Below are 19,757 nucleotides of genomic sequence, written 5' to 3'. Positions count from 1 at the left end.
ATGATAATACCCAGAAATAGATTATTCATTTACGATTACTTTTAAATCAATATCTGCAACTTCTTTTAAATAATTTGCGGTTACACCAAGCAAAGTCATTATTGATTCTGACGTATTTTGTTTTGACAAACTTGGCTGCACAACGAATATCTCAAAATTCATTGGCTTTTTATTTTTTGCAATTGCTAAGAATCTTTCTAGTTCTTCTTTGGTTCCCTTTTCAATTCGACTTCGCTCCTGACCGTTTCTAATTTTAACTTCTCTTCTCAATAAATGTTGAAAGAATTCAAACCCACTCTTATGCTTCCAATGAATTGATTTCTGGGCCTGACCACATACTTCGTAAAAATTATCCACTCTTGTGTTGACTAGACCATCTTTTGCAAATTTCAAATGGTAAAACTGTACTTTAATTTCATTATCATATTCTTTTATAGTAATAATATCTGCAATTTCCCCCGAGTAGTCATCATCATAAACAATATCAAAATCTTGAGCTACTAGATCTTGTATAACTTTATATTGAATCGAATCTGTTTTTAATGGATGAATTCCCTGCGCCTCTTTTCTTAAATCTATACCATCCCAATTCCAATCAATTAATCTTTCTGTTGGATATGGTTGAATAAGTTGTTTTAATTGAATATATTCATTTCCTTGAAGTGCTGATCCATCTGCGAACCATATAATTGGTGGAAATTGATTGAAATACTCAAGAAGGGTAAACGTTTTTGACGCAATCTTCACTTCGCTTTGAGCGACATCTAACTTGATAATTCTAAAGTTTGGATAATTGCTTCCATCATTATTAGTATCTGTAAATAATTCTTTTCTAAATTTTGCAGAACCATTGGGTGAAACAACTTGAAAATCAATAATTCCGTGATCGTTTTGATTTATTATCTCAATTGTACAATAAGCAGAATTAAAAATACCATTGATAGTTATTTCTATTTTTGATTCAGGAAAATTATAGAAATTATCATCCCAATCAATATATGTTGCATACAGATGAGGAACTTCAGTAATAACCTCTGGAATCAAAGTCTCACGTAAAACTTGATTTGGATCAATATCTTCGTCAATTAACTTTTTTCCTAAATTATCACACCAGTTTATAAAATCTTTAAGGTCTCCTCTCATATAACTCCAAATTCTCCCTTTGTAAGAACAACCAAGAGTAATCTTCTCTCCATCTTCGAAGCCCGAACCAAATACAAATGCTTTCTCGCCTCTTTGTTGTTCGGCTAAAGAAAGAGCATCTTGAATATCTGTTCCTACACGCATTGTAAACCTTATTTTCCTATTTAAAAACTCCTTCAATCCTACATTTTGTAGTGATACACGATTTACATCGTAGAAGCTTCGGTATACTAATAGCTTGTGAATTAATTCAGATCTATCATCTAAGACAGCTTTGGCAAGCTCAGGATATAGGCTAGATTTGTCAGAACTATGAATGAAAAGAAGATTATTTTCTTCATTGTAGTATAATATTGTAAGCCTCCAATCTAAACCGAAAACTTCTTTATAATTTACCCATTCAACTTCAGATTTTGACGCAGTAATAATCACTACAGTGTTTTCAGCTGGGTTATAATCATCAAATTTATACTCTAATTCATCATAGCCATTAATACCTTTTTTAAAATTTAATAAATCAAAAGAATTATCTGGATTTAGATTTTTGTAAACAACGGTACTTAGAGCAAACTTAATATTTTGAAAAGGAATTTTAGAATTATCCAAATGTTGAAAACCATTTATAAATTCATCAAAATCTATTTGTTCATCAATCTGATCAGAGCTTAGTCTTGATAATAAAGTATTCCAATCCGAATCTTGAGCGTATAAATCACTCAATTCGTTTTCTGTTTCAGAATCTGCCAAATTTGCAATGAAAGTTGCATTGCCTAACTCATCATCTATTGAAGTTCTTGTAAATCTTCCAGCAAATTGCAAAGTAATTGGTAAGCTTTTTCTAATATCATGAAACGCTGCAATTTTTAGTTGTGGTAAATCAAAACCTTCTCCCAACATATTTACAGCAACTATGATTCTATGTTCACCATTAATTATATTTTGTAAAATTTCATTTTTACCTGCTACCGACGAATGTATCAATATTGGTTTTAAATCTTCATATTCTTCATAGTATTTAAACACTTCTGCGGCTTTTACAGTATTTACACATCTGGCCATTAAAATATGGTTAAATCCATTTGCTAGATCTTCCCGAAGTTTTTCAACTGCTTTTTGTGCAATTAATTTGTGACCTTTATTTAGATCATACTCTCTTATTGGTAAAAAATTAATTGGTTTAAAGTAGCCTTGTTCTTGAGCCCTTTTTAAACTAAAATTAAAAATTACTTTTCCTTCTATTCGCTTTTGGTCATTACGGAAAGGGGTTGCGGTAAATTGCAAAATTTTCTTATTATCAAAAGCTTTTCTAACACGCTTCCATGAATTTGCCTCAACATGATGTGCTTCATCAATTAAAACATTTGAAATATTATCATTTAAAGTAGCTAATACGCTGGGTTGAAAATTTGACAAAATATTCATTGTTGTTACAATAACATTTGACTTTTCGATAAATTCAAGTAAATCTTCGTTGCTTTGAAAACTTTGATATATAATTCCAACTTTAGGATTAATAACACTTGGATTGATAATTCCAAATTGTTTTAACAAACCTAGTTTTAAAAATTTATTTGAAATCTGAGTTCTTAATGCATCTGAGGGAACGGTTATAATTATTTTATCTAATTTACCCGCAATTAAGGTAGATAACATTGTTTCAGTTTTACCTGTACCAGTAGGCATCACAATAGTTCCAATCTCTTCAGAGACTTTCAAATGACTTAAAATTGAATAAAGTGCAGCAATTTGAGGTTCCCGTAAACCATTTATGTTAGCATCTAAATTTTCCTCTAAAAAATTAAAGTTCCTTGTCCAGGAGGTTACAATCTCTGAATTAGAGTATTCTCTTTTCAAAGGGTGCTTCAACCATCTCTTCAAAACAATTTCTCCTTCCACCTCTAAATTTTGATCTGTTGGCTTCTTATTGGAAAGAATTATGAATTCAAAATTAGGCGATTGAAAATCTTTATTAGATGTAATACAAATTGGAGCTCCATCAACTATAACAACAACATAACCTCTGTAGCTATTTTGAAAAAAATAATCTACATAAGCTTTCTCTAAAATAATTTGTTCAACAATATTTTTTACACCTACTTTATTAAAATAGGATAATCTTAATTCAGGAAGTAAAATTTTAGCCATATGTAGTTTTTATAGTTATCAGTTTTAGTTTTTATTTTAAGCAATCACTTCCTCCCCAACCGCCAACCGCGACAACAACAAGCTTTGTAGTTGGGTGAGTTTTTAATCTAGTTTCTATTAATCTTATCATAAACATCTTTCATTAATATAGGACAAAGTGGTTTTAAAGATTCTTTTAATTCTTTATTTAATCTTTTCCGTGTTTCTAAAATTTTATAGATTGAAATAATTGCCTCTTGCTCTTTATTACTTGGCAAAGGAATTTCTATTTCACAGAATCTTTCCCAATCCAAACTAGCTCTGACACTACCATCACTAATAAACCATCCATATCTATTAAATTCTGCTCTAAAAAACCATAACATTAAAAATTCAGGCATTAATTCTTTATTAGTCACTTGAAATACAGAATATGCGGGAGAAATAATTGCAGGTTTTTCCTTATCATATAGCACAACTCTTACAGTTTCATCACGTCCCACTTGCATTGAACTGTATGCAAATTGATTTTTGCTTATAATTTTATATGTAGACAAATCTGTAGAAGTCAAATTTGCTTTGGAAGACATAAATTCCTTGTGTACATTAATACCCAATACATTATTATAAGTATAATCTTTATTCCTATAATCAATCACTTCAACACAACTTCCAATTTTCACTTTTGCGTTTGACAGTTTGTATTTATCAATAAAATTATCACAAATAAATTGCAAATCTTCTAAAGAATCAGCATAGCTTTTTTGATTTTTTTGCAAAGCATTATAAACATCTACATATTTTTTTTGGTCTTCAATTGGAATATATGGAATTTCGATTTCACATAATCTTTCAAAGTCTAAACTAGCCCTAACACTCCCATCACTAATAAACCATCCGTATCGATCTGATTCTGCTTTTTGAAAATAAAGCATTATATATTCAGGAAAAATTTCTTCTAAATTATTTACTGATATTACTTGATATGCAGGCGATATTATCGAAGGTTTATCTTTTTTATATAAGGCTATGCGAATCGTTTCATCTCTACCAACTTGCATAGCACTGTAAGCAAATTGTCCTTTTCGGATTATTTTATATCTTGATAAATCTGTTTGTGATACATTTGCCACAGAAGGCATAAACTCTTTGTGTATATTTATACCTAAAACTTCTTTTATCTCAAAATTTGTGTTTTTTTCATCAATCAGATGAATATATTTACCTAATTTCTCATATTTCATAGCCTAATATTTTAAAAGCATTTATGAGTTCATTTTGAGATTCTTTTTCTTCTTGAATTATATTCTTAAACTTCTTTTGAATACGTTTCATTTCTATATCAAAATCTAAATTTAAATCTCTGTCTACAAATTCAACATATTTACTTGGTGTTAAAGAATAGTTATTGTTTCTTATTTCTTCAAGGTTTGCGCTATAACAGTATTCAGGGATATTTTGATAAGTTGTTTTCCAATCAATCTGTTGCCAATTGTGATAATTATCTGCTATTTTTCTAACGTCTTCTTCTATAAATTCCACATATGATTTTTCATAAGGAGTTCCCCATCTTCGTAGATCAATAAATAAAACCTCGCCCTCACGACTACGGTAGTTTTTAATACCGTCGTTCACTTCATAAGTCCTTTCCTTTTTATTGCGGTTCAGAATCCAAAGTGTAACGGATATATCCGTTGAATAAAACATATCCCGAGGTAAAACAACTATCGCTTCCACCAAATCATTTTCGATAATCTGTTTCCGGATTTTATATTCTTCGCCACCGCCACTCAAAGCACCATTTGCCAAAATAAATCCGGCAACGCCATTCTGAGAGAGTTTAGAAATCATATTCAGAATCCACGCATAGTTGGCATTGGATTTTGGTGGTACTTCATACCCTGCCCATCTTGGGTCGGTAGTCAGTTCGCTGTCTGCACGCCAGTCTTTTAAATTAAAAGGCGGGTTCGCCATTATGTAGTCGGCTTTCAAATCTTTGTGTTGGTCGTCGCCAAAAGTATCTGCTGCTTTGTTCCCCAGATTAGAAGAAATCCCACGGATGGCAAGGTTCATCTTCGCCAATTTGTAGGTGGTATTGGTAAGCTCCTGACCGTAGATAGAAATATCTTTTTTGTTTCCTTTATGCTTCTCAATAAACTTCAGCGACTGTACAAACATCCCGCCCGAACCACAGGAAGGGTCATAGATTTTCCCTTTGTACGGTTCTATCATTTCTGCAATCAGATTAACAATCGATTTCGGGGTATAAAATTCTCCTTTTCCTTTCCCCTCAGCAATGGCAAATTTACTCAGGAAATATTCATAAACACGTCCTACAATATCGCGGGCTTCATCTTTCAGGGTATCAATATTGTTAATGGTATCCAACAAAGCCGAGAATTTAGACTGATCCAGGCCAAGACGGGAAAAATAATTATCGGGTAATGCACCTTCCAGAGATTTGTTGGTACGCTCAATGGTTTTCAGGGCAGAATCTACTATCAATGTGATATTTTCCTGCTTGGCATTTTCCATAATGAAAGTCCACCGCGATTCTTCCGGCAGATAAAAGACATTTTCCGCCTGATAAAATTCAGGAATTTCTAAGAAGGCTTGTTTACCTTCTGCAATCAATTCTTCTCTACGTTTGATGAATTTATCACTCGCAAATTTTAAGAAGATTAAACTCAGTACAACATGCTTGTATTCAGAAGGCTCTACAGAACCTCTTAATTTATTGGCAGAATCCCACAGGATTTCTTCGGTACTTTTCGTTTTTACAGCTGTTTTCGTTGCCATTATTTCTTTTCTGAGCAGGTTATTTTATTAATCGTTAAATATAACTAAAGGAAAACAAAAGAAAAAATCTTAAACCGTAAATGTTCTTGTAACTACTGTATCCTGATATTAGATTGAAGACTCTTAAAACGTTGGAAATGGACTGGAAGGTTTGTAGATTTACTTTCCGATACAAAACTTAGAAAAAATATTGCCTAAGACTTCGTCGTTGGTAAATTCTCCGGAAATTTCGCCGAGGTATTCCAGGGCGTTGCGAAGTTCGTAGGCCAAGAGTTCGGTGGAGATTTTGGTGTGTACCGCCTCTTCTACTTTCTGAACGGATTCCAGGGAATTTTGTAATGCCTGAAAGTGTCGTTGGTTGGTGATTACGACATTATTTTCTTCTGTTTTAAGCTCTTCAACATAAGAGGAAAGCTCGTTTTTCAGATCCTGAAGGTTTTGGTTTTCCAGTGCTGATATTTTGATGAAATCAAATTCCTGTGCGATTTCCTGTCTTAGCAAAGCTTCCATTTTTTCATGCTGTGACGGTACGACTTCATCAATTTTGGTCGCACAAATGATGAGTTTTAAATCGTCACGAAGCAAGGGCTTAATCATCAATAGATCTTCGGTAAAATCATTGGTTGCAGAATCGATGAGATAAATCAGGATTTCCGCCTGCTCCACTTTTTCAATGGCTTTTTTCACACCGATTTTCTCGATTTCATCGGTAGTTTCCCTTAAACCCGCGGTATCAATCAACCGGAAAGCATTTCCTTTAATGTGCAGCAATTCTTCGATCGTGTCGCGGGTTGTTCCTGCGATATTGCTTACAATCGCTCGTTCTTCTTTAAGCAGGGCATTTAACAAAGTTGATTTTCCAGCATTGGGTTTCCCTAAAATCGCCACTGCTACTCCATTTTTCACCGCATTCCCGTACTCGAAACTTTCGATAAGTGATTTTAATTTGTCTTCAATTCTTTTTAAAAGACCGGTAAGTGCTGTTCTGTCAGCAAATTCTACATCCTCTTCTGCAAAATCCAATTCAAGTTCTATTAACGATACAAAATTGAGCAAATCGGTTCTTAGAATCGAAATTTCGCTAGTTATTCCTCCTTTGAGCTGATTAATCGCCACTTTTCTGGACGCTTCATTTTCGCTGGCAATTATATCTGCAATCGCTTCTGCCTGAGAAAGATCAATTCTTCCATTCATGAACGCACGCATGGTAAATTCGCCGGCTTTCGCCATTCTCGCTCCGTTTTTAATTAAAACTTCAAGAATTCTTTTCCCAATGAAAGGCGAACCGTGAAAGGAAATTTCCACCACATTTTCTGTAGTGAACGTTTTTGGAGCCAAAAAAACCGAAACCATAATTTCATCGATGATTTCTTCGCCATCCACGATGTAGCCGTAATGTACGGTATGGCTTTTCTGTTTTTCCAGATTTTTCCCTTTGAAAGATTTTTGGGCAATACTTACCGCGTCATCCCCGGAAAGGCGGATGATTCCGAGCGCTCCTATTCCGTTGGCAGTCGCCAATGCACAGATGGTGTCTTTGTTCATGTTGCAAATTTAAGCAAAACTTCTCGACCTATTTCTTTCCATTTTAAATGAAATTTATCTTTAATAATGATCATTAAAAATAAAAAAAGTGCAACAAATGCTGCACTTTCAAAGGGTTTTAAATTCTATTTAAAGAGGTTTTACCAGTTCTAAAAACCATTCTTTCACTTCACCTTCCAAATCGTCGGCTAATTTCTCTTTACACCAATCGTGGTAAGCATTGAGCCAGTTGATTTCCGGTTCTGTAAGTAAGGAAACATCGATCACATTGCGGTCAAACGGACAAATGGTAAGGGTTTCGAATTCATAAAAAGTTCCAAATTCGGTTTGTTCTACTTCTTTTACGGCAATTAGGTTTTCGTGACGGATTCCGTAGTGATTTTCGAGGTAGAAACCAGGCTCATTGGAAACGACCATTCCCGGAATCAGTTCCTGGAAATTCATGTCTTTGCGGATATTTTGGGGACCTTCATGAACATTCATGAAACTTCCAACACCGTGTCCGGTGCCGTGGTTATAGTCTTTTCCTTCTTTCCAAAGCGCAAGTCTCGCGAAAGCATCCAACTGAACGCCTCGAGTTCCTTTAGGAAATTTCACCATAGATAGTTGAATTAATCCTTTCAAAGCTAAAGTTGAATTGCGTTTGAACTCATCTGAAACCGCTCCTAAAGCCAAAGTTCTGGTAATGTCGGTAGTTCCTTCCAAATACTGACCTCCGGAATCTACTAAAATTGAGGAATCATTGGTCACAGATTTACTGCCTTCTTTGGGTGCAGAATAGTGCATAATCGCTCCATTTTCTTTATATCCAATGATGCTTCCGAAACTTTCGCCCACGAAATTCTTACCTTCTTTTCTGAAACCATACAATTTTTCACCAATTGAATATTCGGTCATCGGTTCTTTTCCGGCTTGGTGAGTGAGCCAGTAGAGGAATTTCACCATCGCTACTCCATCGCGTTGCATCACGGTGCGGAATCCTTGTAATTCGGTTTCGTTTTTAATGGCTTTCATTAAATTTCCAGGAACAGGTGCTATGATCAAAGTATTTTTCTCTTTTAAAGCTTCGAAAATCGATTGGTTGCTGTTCGGAGAAACCAATATTTTTTCATTTTGGATGGCTTGAAGTTCGGTGTAGAAATCCTCATAAGGCAACATTTTTACCTGCGAATCCTCCATTTGTTTTCTAGCATCAACATCAAGCTTTTCGAGATCTACGAAGAGTTTTGCTTCATTTTTAGTCAAAATAATATATCCTAAAAACACAGGATTCGACTGTACATCGCTTCCTCTTAAGTTTAAAGTCCACGCAACATCATCAAGACTGGAAATAATATGAACTGAAGCACCGAGGCCTTCCATTTTCTGACGGATATCCAAGAGTTTTTGGGCAACAGATTTTCCGGCTCTTTCCACCGGATGAACGAACACCGGATTTTTCTGAGCGTCCGTATTACGGTTGGTCCAAACGTCTTTTAACAAAGGTAAATCGAGCAGTTCTATATTTTTTCGAGATAGTTTTTGGTGAAGATCTTCCCAGTTGGCATGTGAAGTTGCTACTGCATTTACAGCGACTTTTCCGCCATTCGGGAGTTGTGAAATGATCCAATCGATATAATCCGGAGTGTTTTCCTCACCCATTTTCATCAGTTCGATTCCGGAATCTTTTAGTTCAGCAGCAGCTTGAACAAAATATCTACCATCCGTCCACAATCCTGCTTTATCCTTGGTGAAAACTACAAAACCCGCGGAACCTGTAAATCCGGAAATCCAGTTGCGCTCTTGCCATTCTTTGGGCAAATATTCGCTCATGTGCGGATCTGCGGAATATACGATGAAGGCATCGATGTGGTTTTCTGTCATTTTTTGGCGCAATGCCGATATTTTCTCTAAGGAATTCATAATCTTTAAATTTTGCGTGAATTTACGAAGAAAATGAGAATTCAAGATGGTTTTAAGACTTAAATTTTTCCTAAAATAAAACATCCATCATAAAATCATTAGCTATTAAAACAAAAAAAGTGCACTGAAACTGAGTTCAGTACACTTGATAATAAAGTTATAAAAAACTGTTACGGATTATTTTCCGGCAGCTTTCATTGAAGCTTCTTTTGCTTTAAATTCCTGGAATTTAGCTTCCTTTTTATTGGATAAATAAAGACCTTTCAACAAAGTCACCGCATCGATATTTTCCGGATCGTTTTCGTACCATTTTTCAGCGTATGGTAAAGTAGTAGCCAATCTAGCTCTTCTAGCTTCGATGATTTTGTTGGCTGTTTCAGTTTTACCGGCTTTTTTTGCTGCGTTGTATTCATCAGTCGCCTTAGCATCGTCGCCCATTGTAACATAGGTAAGGTTTTGCCAAGCTTGTGCGAAATTTGGTTTCAACTCCACTGCTTTTTTATAAGAAGCGATGGCATCATTCACAGTTGCAGGATCTTTGCTTTGAAGCACTCCAAGGTTGTACCAGTTGTTAGCATCAGTAGGATTTTTCTCGGTTTGAGCTTTTAAGTTTGCCACGAAAGCATCCATTTTCCCCGATTTATAGTAAGCTGTTCCTTGAAGTTCTGAAAGTTTTGCACTTGAAGGGAATTTTTTCAATCCTTTTTCGATTAATGCTAAAGCTTCATCCGTTCTACCCGCTTCGATCAACAAAGCTGCATTGGTTTCGTACAATTCTTTCTCAATGCTTGGAGTAGTTTCGGTCTTGAAATCGGTATAATCGGAAGTTGCACCCATTTTTTTGTACAAATCCCAAGACGCTTTATCCAAAGATTCTACCGCACCTGATTTTTTGTTTTTGGCAACATAAGAAGTATTTTCTCCAGTGTATCCAGAATTGATCAAATCATTGTAAACAGCGATTGCTTCAGGTTTTTTTTCAGCCAAAGCATAATTTAATCCTGAATAATAAAGGTATTGTTTATTATCTTGTCCACCAGCTTTCAACAAGTCGTACACTTCTTTAAATTTAGGTGCAGCGGCAGCGTAGTTTTTAGCATTATACGCGTCCATTGCTGATTTGTTGGCAGCATCGATCAGTGGATTGATGGTATTCCCAATTTTTCCTGTTAAAGTAGTGGTATAGGATTCTTCTTTCAAACCTTGGATTCCGGATTGGTCAGCTGCAGCTTTTCCAACGAAATACACCTTGTTTTTAGAAGCATCTTTTCCGCTGTAAATTTTTTCTTTACCCAAGTCGCTCATTTTCGCAAGGTAAGTTGCACCATCGGCGTTTTTGCCAGATTTCAACAGCGCTAACCCTTTTGCATAATAATATTGCTCCTGAACAGAAGGCTCCAACAAGTGGATTTTGCCTGCCATTACCGATTCAGCTGCTGAGATCTGCGCATTGGCAGTAGCAACATCTCCCGCATCAATTGCTTTCACAGCTGCTGCGATTTCTTTCTTTTGTGCAAATGCTATGGTTGCTGAAACTAGAGCAATGCTTAAAAATATTTTTTTCATGATATTTAAATTAAAAAAAACGTTTGGTCCTATTCTGATTCCTCGGAATCATTTTCATTTTCTATTTTTTTATTTTCTTCTGCTTCCTGTTCTTCGATTTTCTTTAGATATTCGGCGTCGCCCATATTGCTTATCGCGTTATCACCGGTTTGAGGAGCATCTTTAAATTCAGGAAGTACCGAATCTACAGCACCTGGAAGTTCAGCTTCCGGATTTTCTGCTTCTTCGACTTCTTCTACATCTTTATCCATTTCCACTTTGGCAATTGCCGCGATGGAATCATTGTTTTTAAGGTTAATCATCTTTACACCTTGTGTATTTCTACCCATCACGCGGATTTCGTTCATTCCCATTCTTATGGCAACTCCGGATTTATTGATGATCATTAATCCATCTTCATCAGTTACGTTTTGTATTGCAATCAAATTACCTGTTTTTTCAGTAATATTTAAGGTAATTACCCCTTTTCCGCCACGGTTGGTAACGCGGTAATCTTCCACTGCGGTACGTTTACCATAACCTTTTTCGGAAACTACCAAAACGGTTTCATTCTGCACATCGTTCACAACAATCATACCAATAACTTCATCATTATCTTCCAAAGAAATTCCGCGAACTCCGATAGATCCTCTACCTACTGCTCTTGCCTTTTCTTCTGGAAAACGGATACATTTTCCGTTTTTGGTAGCGATCATGATTTCGGAATTTCCATTGGTTAATCTTGCTCCTAATAATTGGTCATTATCTCGGATTTCAATGGCATTTACCCCGTTGGTTCTTGGTCTGGAATACGCTTCCAAAGAAGTTTTCTTGATGGTACCATTCTTGGTAATCATCACCACATTCATTTGGTTGATGTAATCGACATCTTTCAAATCATTGGTTCGGATATACGCTTTAATTTTATCATCCGGTTCAATGTTGATTAAATTTTGTACCGCTCTTCCTTTTGCTGTTTTGGAACCTTCAGGAATTTCAAATACTCTTAGCCAGAAACATTTTCCTTTTTCCGTAAAGAACAACATGTATTGGTGATTGGTCGCCGCCACGATGTATTCTAAGAAATCTTCGTCTCTGGTTGTTGCAGCACGGTTTCCTACGCCGCCTCTACTTTGAATTTTATATTCGGAAAGAGACGTTCTTTTGATATAACCAGCGTGAGAAATTGTAAGAACTACTTTTTCATCCGGAATAAGATCTTCAATCGACATTTCGCCTCCTGAATAATCGATTTCGGAACGTCTCTCGTCGCCGTATTTTTCTTTAACCTCTAATAATTCGGTTTTAATAATTTGGTAACGTCGAGGTTCGTTGGATAAGATATCTTCATAATCTCTAATTAAATTCATAATTTCTTCATATTCCGCACGGATTTTGTCGAGCTCCATTCCGGTCAACCTCGCCAATCTTAAATCCAATACCGCTTGCGCCTGAATTTCGGAAAGATCAAATTCCTTCATTAATCCATCTTTCGCTTCAGCTGGATTCGAACTGTGACGAATGATGGCAATAGCTTTATCCAAATCATCCTGAGTTCCGATGACCTTCATGAAGCCTTCGAGGATATGCGCTCTTTCTTTGGCTTTTCTAAGTTCGTATTCGGTTCTTCGGACGATGATTTCGTGACGGTGATCTACAAAATGATGAATGATTTGCTTTAAATTCAACTGCTCAGGTCTTCCTTTTACCAATGCGATATTATTCACACTGAAAGAAGTTTGCAATGAAGTGTATTTGTATAGCATATTGAGAACAACATTCGGGATTGCATCGTTCTTCAGTTCGTACACGATTCTTAAACCACTTCGGTCAGACTCATCCCGGATTTCATAAATTCCCGGAATTTTATCGTCTTTCACCAGTTCTGCTGTTCTGGCAATCATTTCGGCTTTATTCACCTGATAAGGGATTTCCGTAATGATAATGGCATTTCTGTTGCCAACCTCTTCGAAGTTTACTTTAGCACGAAGAATAATACGCCCTCTTCCGGTATGAAAAGCATCGCGAACCCCATCGTAACCGTAAATAATACCACCAGTTGGGAAATCCGGAGCGATGATGTGTTTCATCAGCTCGTCGATGGTGATTTCGTTATTATCGATATAGGCAACAATCGCATCGATACATTCTGAAAGATTATGAGGTGCCATATTGGTCGCCATACCTACCGCGATACCCGAAGTACCATTCACCAAAAGATTTGGGATTTTTGTAGGCATTACGGTTGGCTCTGTAAGCGAGTCGTCGAAGTTATTTTGGAAATCAACGGTTTCTTTATCCAAATCAGCTAGAATTTCGTCGGAAATCTTTTTCAATCTTGCTTCCGTGTAACGCATTGCTGCAGGCGGATCCCCATCCATGGAACCAAAGTTCCCCTGTCCATCAACTTGTGGATAACGCAAACTCCACGGTTGTGCCATACGTACCATTGCATCATATACCGAGGAATCCCCATGTGGATGGTACTTACCTAAAACATCCCCCACGATTCTTGCCGATTTCAAATATTTCCTATTCGAAAATACCCCCAATCCGTACATACCATATAAAACTCTTCTGTGAACGGGCTTTAAGCCATCTCTTACATCGGGTAAAGCTCTGGAAACAATTACCGACATCGAATAATCGATATAAGAGGATTTCATTTCATCAACAATGTTGATAGGTATTAACCTTTCTCCTTCTTTTTGCATAATCTATTTTAATAAATTGAAAATCAAGCATTTATAAAAATGCCTAATTATTCTTATTTTTCTACATTTAAGAACGGGCTAATTTACGAAAATTTTACCGATTTTTGTGCTAGAATTATCGACAATAAATCTTAAAAAAAGTTAAAAAAAATGAGCGTTTTAAGTCTTACTTTTCATTCTACCAGCAACATCAGTTCATCATGGGATCGCTACACGGAAAACACGCTCTTCGAAATGATCGAAAACCTGATGGATGTGGAAAATTACATCCTTTCCGATGTAGAAAGCGACATGATTAACGAGGGTAAGAACACCAATCTTTTACTAATGTTTGATAACACGGAGAAACGCCAAGAATTCATTGATATTGAGCTGAAAAATATCACCGAAAGAATCGAAGACCAGTTCGGAGACGAAGTAATGGTGTTTGCCACCTTGCTGAATCCAAAACAGAAATAAATTTCAATTAATAAAATTCTACATTCCACTGATGCGATTGAGTGGATCCTGGAGCCAAAGAAAGAATCCCTTCCTTTTCTTCGAGTTTACCAGATGTGTGATGAATATCTGCGAGTCCAAGCCATGGTTCGATGCAGATAAAAGGGGCTTTTTTCTTGGTCCAAATTCCTAGAAATGGAAAATCAGGAAAACTCACTTTAAATTTTGGAACCTTATTTTTAAGCAGAGTTAAATGAGAAGTGGTAGCGTTTTTTAAAACGATTGCATCTTGCTCGAATAACGAATAATTCAACGGAAGAACATTGTCCTCCAAAACAATTTCATTCGTGTCGCCGGAAAATAAATTGTTCGATAATTTATAAGTAGTTAAATTATCTGCTCGATCAAATTCCAAATTATAATCCACGAAACTTCCAACGATAGAAAAAGCTGGATGCGCACCAATTGAATAATACATATTGATGCTTGAAGTATTGGTTACGATATATTGAATAAATAATTTACTTTCAAGGATATAATATTTTATACTTAAAGTGAATTCGAATGGATAAATTTCAAGCGTTTGGTGAGAATGTTTTAAAGTAAATGTCGCAGACTCTTCCGTACTTTCAGTAATTTCAAAATCATAATCTCTAGCAAAACCATGTCTTGGCAATTGATATTTTCGTCCATTAAATTCATAGGAACCATCCTTTAATCCGCCAACAATCGGAAACAAAACAGGCGAAGTTTTGTCCCAAAAACTTCGATCGATTTCCCATAAAAAATTTTCCTGACCTTTATAAACTGAAACCAATTCCGCTCCTTTTGGGCAGATTTCTACTTTCAGAAATTCATTCTTTATCGTAATATTTTGCAAGATATATTGGCTTAAATTACTTCTAAAAACCTCATCGTATCGACGTTGTCCGCATAAACTTCCAATCCCGGATTTTGTGCTTCGCCAAAGTTAATGGAATCCAATCCCAATATTTGTTTTGCAACAACTGCTTGAATATTTTCGTCATTTTCACCAATAAATTGCTCTACTTCTTCGATCGAGGAATATCTTGAAAAATTAATCACCGAAAGAGGAGAAAATAAATCATTATCTTCCTTCAGCATCACAAAATTATTATCCCAGAATTTCACTTGATTAAGCAGGTAAACTGCGCGGTTGTATTCGTAGTTATTAGCGTACTTATGATGGTTGATGACTTCTTTGAAATTTAAAAAATTCTCAAAAAGAATATCAACTTTCATCTCTTCAGGGATAAAAAGTCGAGTCACATTTCTGCATCCCAAACCATAATACCTAAAAATATCTTCAGCTAAAAGCTGCAATTCCGCTTCGGTTTCGTCGCCTTTCAGAACCGCAATCGAAGTTCTGTTTTTGCGGATAATGCTCAAGTGATTTTTAAAATAATATTCAAGATATCTCGCTGTATTGTTGCTTCCGGTAGCAATTACCGCATCGAAATCCTCAAGTTTTTCAACCAACTGAAATGGAACCGTTCCTTCAGAGAATTCATTCCATTTTCGCAGTAGAAAAGGCAGTAATTGTCGGTCTTTGGAAGATAATTTAATCAGTGGAATATGATTACTCAAAACCACCGAGATCACATCATGAAATCCGACCATTGGGATATTTCCGGCAAGAATTAATCCTACTTTTTTAGAATGGATCGGCGTTTTATAATTGGAAAGCCATTGATTTAATTTTTCTTGCGTCAATAAATTCGCCCATTGTCTTAAAGAAAATTTTTGATTTTCCAGGGTAAACCACGAATTTTCGATCTCCGATTTTCTTAAAATTGATAAAATTTTTTCGTCATCCTCGGTATAATTTTCAGGGGTTCTATCTAAAAAATTCAACAGAAATGCACTAAGTTGGCAAAGCCCTGAAATTTGTTTTTCTTTATTCATGGTATGGAAATATTGGCTGATTGTTGATCATTTTGCGCAGGTCCGATAAATCATTTAAAATCATCTGAAAAAGAAGTATCTGTAGCTTTCTCATTTAGATACGGCATTTCAACAGCGCATGAAAACTTGAATGATCGTGCATCATTTTCGTTGGCAAAGATACTTAATTGTCGAACGGAGTGCAAATTGGTGCAACGGTAATTGTTGGAAGCATTTTGTTTACGCATATACGTTATAAAATACCCTTATCCTTAGAAGGTTTGAGGTAATGGATTTAGCAATTTTCGCAATAGCTACAAAAAATTTCGTCTTCTACTCTACCGTTCCATAAAGCGAACACTCTATAGCACAATTTTCTATGCTAGGAAAATGCATGCAATAATCATATTTAATAATATGTAAACTTTCTGTCAAATAAATTAATTTTCATACAACTTTATTATTAACTTTAAATAAAATTTAAAAGTTTTAAATTATGATTTTAAAATTAATTTTTAGAGACAAAAAAAATGCTTTTCTTTTTTATACCAACTTGACTATCAAACTAATCTTGTTTCCTTGTAAAAATGAAGGATTGGAAATTGTTGTATATTGAATTTCGATCTTAAAAAATAGAAAAATTTTAATGAAGTTAATCGCATTGATAAACTATTAAAAAATAAAATGGACTTTTAAAAAAAAAATAGAATGATCAATCTGTTGGCCTATTTTATCATTCGGACGAAAATTTCACAAAAAAATAATTCATACAATTTAAAAATGGCATTTAATTTGCCATGGTTAAAAAGTTAAATGATGCACCTTTCATGGTTAATCAAAATATGATTCTATGCGGTAAAATAATTTGGAGTTTACATTGACACTTGATAGCAAATGTAGAAATGATCCCTTCTATTATATAGGAATTTAATTATCCTACCTGGGACTTTTCAGAGAACGCATTAGTGTTGATTACAATTGATTAGCATAGCCCGTATGAGATGGATTTTAAATTAAATTTTCCTTTAACATTAAAAGGATTGCTGGTTATTTACTTTAAAGCAACGGCGTAGTACATGCAATTGTAGTGAGGTACTCGAAAAAGATAAAAAAAATCAAAGCAAATAAATATTATATTATGAAAAAAGAAAAACCAAATCACAGCGCAAAAATTGATGACCTTTCTAAAAACTTCATCTCGAACGACGGAAAAACTTTCGTATCAGAACACGGCATTCCCGTACATGATTCTCACAATTCTTTGAAAGCAGGAGAAAGAGGACCTTCGCTTTTAGAAGATTTTCTTTTGAGAGAAAAACTAGCACATTTCGACCGGGAAAGAATCCCAGAAAGGGTTGTGCACGCGAGAGCTGCGGCGGCGCATGGGGTTTTCACCCTTCAAAAAGATATGAGCGAATACACTTCCGCCGATTTTCTCAATGGCGTCGGAAAAGAAACCCCAGTGTTTGTGAGGCTTTCCACTGTAGCAGGATTTAAAGGTTCGACAGATTTGGCTCGAGATGTAAGAGGATTTGCAGTAAAATTTTATACCAACCAGGGTAATTTCGACCTCGTTGGAAATAATATACCGGTATTTTTCATTCAGGATGCAATGAAATTTCCGGATGTTGTGCATGCTGTAAAACCGGAACCTGATAATGAAATGCCACAAGCCGCATCCGCTCACGATACCTTCTGGGATTTTGTTTCTCTATCTCCGGAAGCCTCGCACATGATCATGTGGACGATGAGCGACAGAGCGATCCCGAGAAGCTTAAGAATGATGGAAGGTTTTGGAGTGCATACTTTCAAATTAGTAAATAAAAAAGGGAAAGCGCATTTTGTAAAATTCCACTGGAAGCCGGTTTTGGGTGTACATTCCGTTTGTTGGGATGAAGCGCAAAAGATTTCCGGAAAAAATTCAGATTTCCACCGTGAAGATTTATGGGAAAACATTGAAAAAGGCAATTTCCCAGAATGGGAATTTGGCGTACAGATTATTCCTGAAGAAGATGAGTTTAAATTTGATTTTGATATTCTAGACCCCACCAAATTGATTCCTGAAGAATTAGTTCCTGTAGAAATTATTGGGAAGATGACTTTAAATAGAAATCCTGACAATTTCTTCGCGGAAAACGAGCAGTCCGCTTTCTCTCCGGGAAATATTGTTCCTGGGATTGATTTCAGTAATGATCCCTTATTGCAGGGAAGAATTTTTTCTTATCACGATACACAAATGCATCGATTAGGCGGAGCTAATTTCACTCAACTTCCAATCAACAGACCATTAAATGATGCTCATAATACACTTCGGGATGGTTTTGCACAGCATAGAATCTATAAAGAAAAATCGCATTACACTCCAAATTCGGTTGCAGGTGGCTGTCCTTTCTTAGCAAAAGCAACAGAAGGCGGTTTCATTTCTCATGGTGAAAAAATTGATGCACATATCATAAGAGGCAGAAGCGAAAGTTTCCGGGACCATTACAGTCAAGCAAAAATGTTCTTTAACTCCCAATCCACGTACGAAAAAAATCATATAAAAGACGCATTTTCATTTGAATTATCAAAGGTAAAATCCCCGGCAATTCGCCAAAGAGTCGTTCAGCAACTTAGCAATATCAGTTTAGATCTTTCATCGTATGTGGCAGAGAAATTAGGCTTAGAGGCACCGAAAGAAGCAGTACCAGTAGATAACCATGTACACAATGCAGACCAAAGTCCGGCAGATGTGGCATCAGTAATCAAAGAGCCAGCTACCAAAAAATCGGACGCTTTAAGTATGGCGAATACTAAAAAAGATAGTATAAAATCTAGAAAAATAGCGGTTTTTGTTACGGATGGTTTTGATGCTGGTTCTTTTGCCGAACTTAATAATGAATTAGAGAAGGAAGGAGCTGAAGCTTGCCCTATTGCTCCAAAATTAGGAAAAGTGAAAGATAGCGAAGGAAAGGAATTTGAGGTAAAGGACACTTACTTTAATACAGCTTCTGTCCTTTTTGACGCAGTATATATTGTGGGCGGTGAGCAAAATTTCAAGGCGGTATCAGAAATTTCCAACGCGGTGGAATTTGCAAATGATGCCATCAAACATTGCAAAGTGATTGGCGGCTGTAATGGTTCTGAAATGTTTTATTCTAAGGCGCCACTTTTTGCAAAGGCAGGCAAAGACGATAAAGCATTTATCCTGACTAGTGATGTTAAAAAATTTATAAATACTTTAAAACAACACAGAAATTGGGATCGAGAACCGAAACTAAAATAATAAATATCAGAATTTTAACTTACTGGTAATGTTATCATTTTAACCATATCCTTAAATATAAATTGAAACCTCTTTTGGTAAAATTATAATTTGAGGATATTTTTTTTATGAATATCCGTAATTAGGAATAATTCACTATATTTGACTGTAATTTAGGTAATTATATGGATATATTTAGTTTTACGGCTCATTTTGGGACAGAAGAAGATTGCAGAATTCATTTTAAGGCTCAGAGAGACAAAATCGGAGTATTTTGCAAATGCGGCCACAAGGAGCATTTCTGGATTAAAAGCATTTGGACTTACGAATGCAAGAAATGCCGCAGCAGAACCTCTTTGAAAAGCGGAACAATCATGCAAAACTCCAATCTTTCTTTT

General features: G+C 35.6%; 11 protein-coding genes and 1 pseudogene. 3 read left to right on the top strand and 9 right to left on the bottom strand.

What is annotated here, in order from left to right:
• Positions 1–21 precede the first annotated feature (21 nt).
• From AP75_RS07810 to gyrA, 7 genes are all read right to left on the bottom strand, one after another.
• Complete coding sequence (locus AP75_RS07810) at positions 22–3,288, bottom strand: DEAD/DEAH box helicase (RefSeq protein WP_088264142.1); 3,267 nt, start codon at positions 3,286–3,288, stop codon at positions 22–24.
• A 107-nt stretch (positions 3,289–3,395) separates the two neighbouring features.
• Positions 3,396–4,511, bottom strand: a complete 1,116-nt coding sequence (locus AP75_RS07805; RefSeq protein WP_088264140.1) for a restriction endonuclease subunit S — start codon at positions 4,509–4,511, stop codon at positions 3,396–3,398.
• Positions 4,501–6,066 carry a type I restriction-modification system subunit M gene (locus AP75_RS07800; RefSeq protein WP_088264138.1) on the bottom strand — a complete coding sequence of 522 codons (1,566 nt, stop codon included), beginning with the start codon at positions 6,064–6,066 and terminating at the stop codon, positions 4,501–4,503. The genes AP75_RS07805 and AP75_RS07800 overlap by 11 nt, the downstream gene beginning before the upstream one ends.
• Positions 6,067–6,225: 159 nt before the next feature.
• Positions 6,226–7,611 carry a tRNA uridine-5-carboxymethylaminomethyl(34) synthesis GTPase MnmE gene (mnmE, locus tag AP75_RS07795; RefSeq protein WP_088264136.1) on the bottom strand — a complete coding sequence of 462 codons (1,386 nt, stop codon included), beginning with the start codon at positions 7,609–7,611 and terminating at the stop codon, positions 6,226–6,228.
• Between the two features lie 129 nt (positions 7,612–7,740).
• Positions 7,741–9,513, bottom strand: a complete 1,773-nt coding sequence (locus AP75_RS07790) for an aminopeptidase P family protein (protein WP_031503292.1) — start codon at positions 9,511–9,513, stop codon at positions 7,741–7,743.
• A 177-nt stretch (positions 9,514–9,690) separates the two neighbouring features.
• Positions 9,691–11,079, bottom strand: a complete 1,389-nt coding sequence (locus AP75_RS07785; RefSeq protein ID WP_088264134.1) for a tetratricopeptide repeat protein — start codon at positions 11,077–11,079, stop codon at positions 9,691–9,693.
• Between the two features lie 29 nt (positions 11,080–11,108).
• Positions 11,109–13,772, bottom strand: a complete 2,664-nt coding sequence (gene gyrA, locus AP75_RS07780; RefSeq protein ID WP_034767261.1) for a DNA gyrase subunit A — start codon at positions 13,770–13,772, stop codon at positions 11,109–11,111.
• A 150-nt stretch (positions 13,773–13,922) separates the two neighbouring features.
• On the opposite strand from gyrA, the gene AP75_RS07775 reads away from it, so the two are divergent.
• Positions 13,923–14,231 carry a DUF4286 family protein gene (locus AP75_RS07775; protein WP_031503294.1) on the top strand — a complete coding sequence of 103 codons (309 nt, stop codon included), beginning with the start codon at positions 13,923–13,925 and terminating at the stop codon, positions 14,229–14,231.
• Between the two features lie 7 nt (positions 14,232–14,238).
• Here AP75_RS07775 and AP75_RS07770 read toward each other — a convergent pair whose 3' ends face one another.
• Together AP75_RS07770 and AP75_RS07765 are read right to left on the bottom strand one after the other, a co-directional pair.
• Positions 14,239–15,090: an aldose 1-epimerase family protein gene (locus AP75_RS07770; RefSeq protein WP_051872646.1), complete on the bottom strand. Its 852-nt coding sequence runs from the start codon at positions 15,088–15,090 to the stop codon at positions 14,239–14,241.
• 11 nt (positions 15,091–15,101) lie between these two features.
• Positions 15,102–16,136, bottom strand: a complete 1,035-nt coding sequence (locus AP75_RS07765; RefSeq protein ID WP_088264132.1) for an acyl-CoA reductase — start codon at positions 16,134–16,136, stop codon at positions 15,102–15,104.
• A gap of 1,117 nt (positions 16,137–17,253) precedes the next feature.
• Between AP75_RS07765 and AP75_RS07760 the strand changes: the two genes are divergently transcribed.
• Positions 17,254–19,380: a catalase gene (locus tag AP75_RS07760; protein WP_031503297.1), complete on the top strand. Its 2,127-nt coding sequence runs from the start codon at positions 17,254–17,256 to the stop codon at positions 19,378–19,380.
• A 164-nt stretch (positions 19,381–19,544) separates the two neighbouring features.
• Positions 19,545–19,757 (top strand): annotated as a pseudogene (locus tag AP75_RS07755) (IS1595 family transposase); the annotation flags it as partial.

Source organism: Kaistella haifensis DSM 19056 (genome assembly GCF_000735695.2).
In the GTDB taxonomy this organism is placed as follows: Bacteria; Bacteroidota; Bacteroidia; order Flavobacteriales; family Weeksellaceae; genus Kaistella; species Kaistella haifensis.
This window is presented reverse-complemented; position numbering and strand designations above follow the sequence as displayed.

Coding starts and splice junctions, on each gene's coding strand:
- AP75_RS07810 (WP_088264142.1), bottom strand. CDS start 3,288: ATGGCTAAAATTTTACTTCCTGAATTAAGATTATCCTATTTTAATAAA.
- AP75_RS07805 (WP_088264140.1), bottom strand. CDS start 4,511: ATGAAATATGAGAAATTAGGTAAATATATTCATCTGATTGATGAAAAA.
- AP75_RS07800 (WP_088264138.1), bottom strand. CDS start 6,066: ATGGCAACGAAAACAGCTGTAAAAACGAAAAGTACCGAAGAAATCCTG.
- mnmE (WP_088264136.1), bottom strand. CDS start 7,611: ATGAACAAAGACACCATCTGTGCATTGGCGACTGCCAACGGAATAGGA.
- AP75_RS07790 (WP_031503292.1), bottom strand. CDS start 9,513: ATGAATTCCTTAGAGAAAATATCGGCATTGCGCCAAAAAATGACAGAA.
- AP75_RS07785 (WP_088264134.1), bottom strand. CDS start 11,079: ATGAAAAAAATATTTTTAAGCATTGCTCTAGTTTCAGCAACCATAGCA.
- gyrA (WP_034767261.1), bottom strand. CDS start 13,772: ATGCAAAAAGAAGGAGAAAGGTTAATACCTATCAACATTGTTGATGAA.
- AP75_RS07775 (WP_031503294.1), top strand. CDS start 13,923: ATGAGCGTTTTAAGTCTTACTTTTCATTCTACCAGCAACATCAGTTCA.
- AP75_RS07765 (WP_088264132.1), bottom strand. CDS start 16,136: ATGAATAAAGAAAAACAAATTTCAGGGCTTTGCCAACTTAGTGCATTT.
- AP75_RS07760 (WP_031503297.1), top strand. CDS start 17,254: ATGAAAAAAGAAAAACCAAATCACAGCGCAAAAATTGATGACCTTTCT.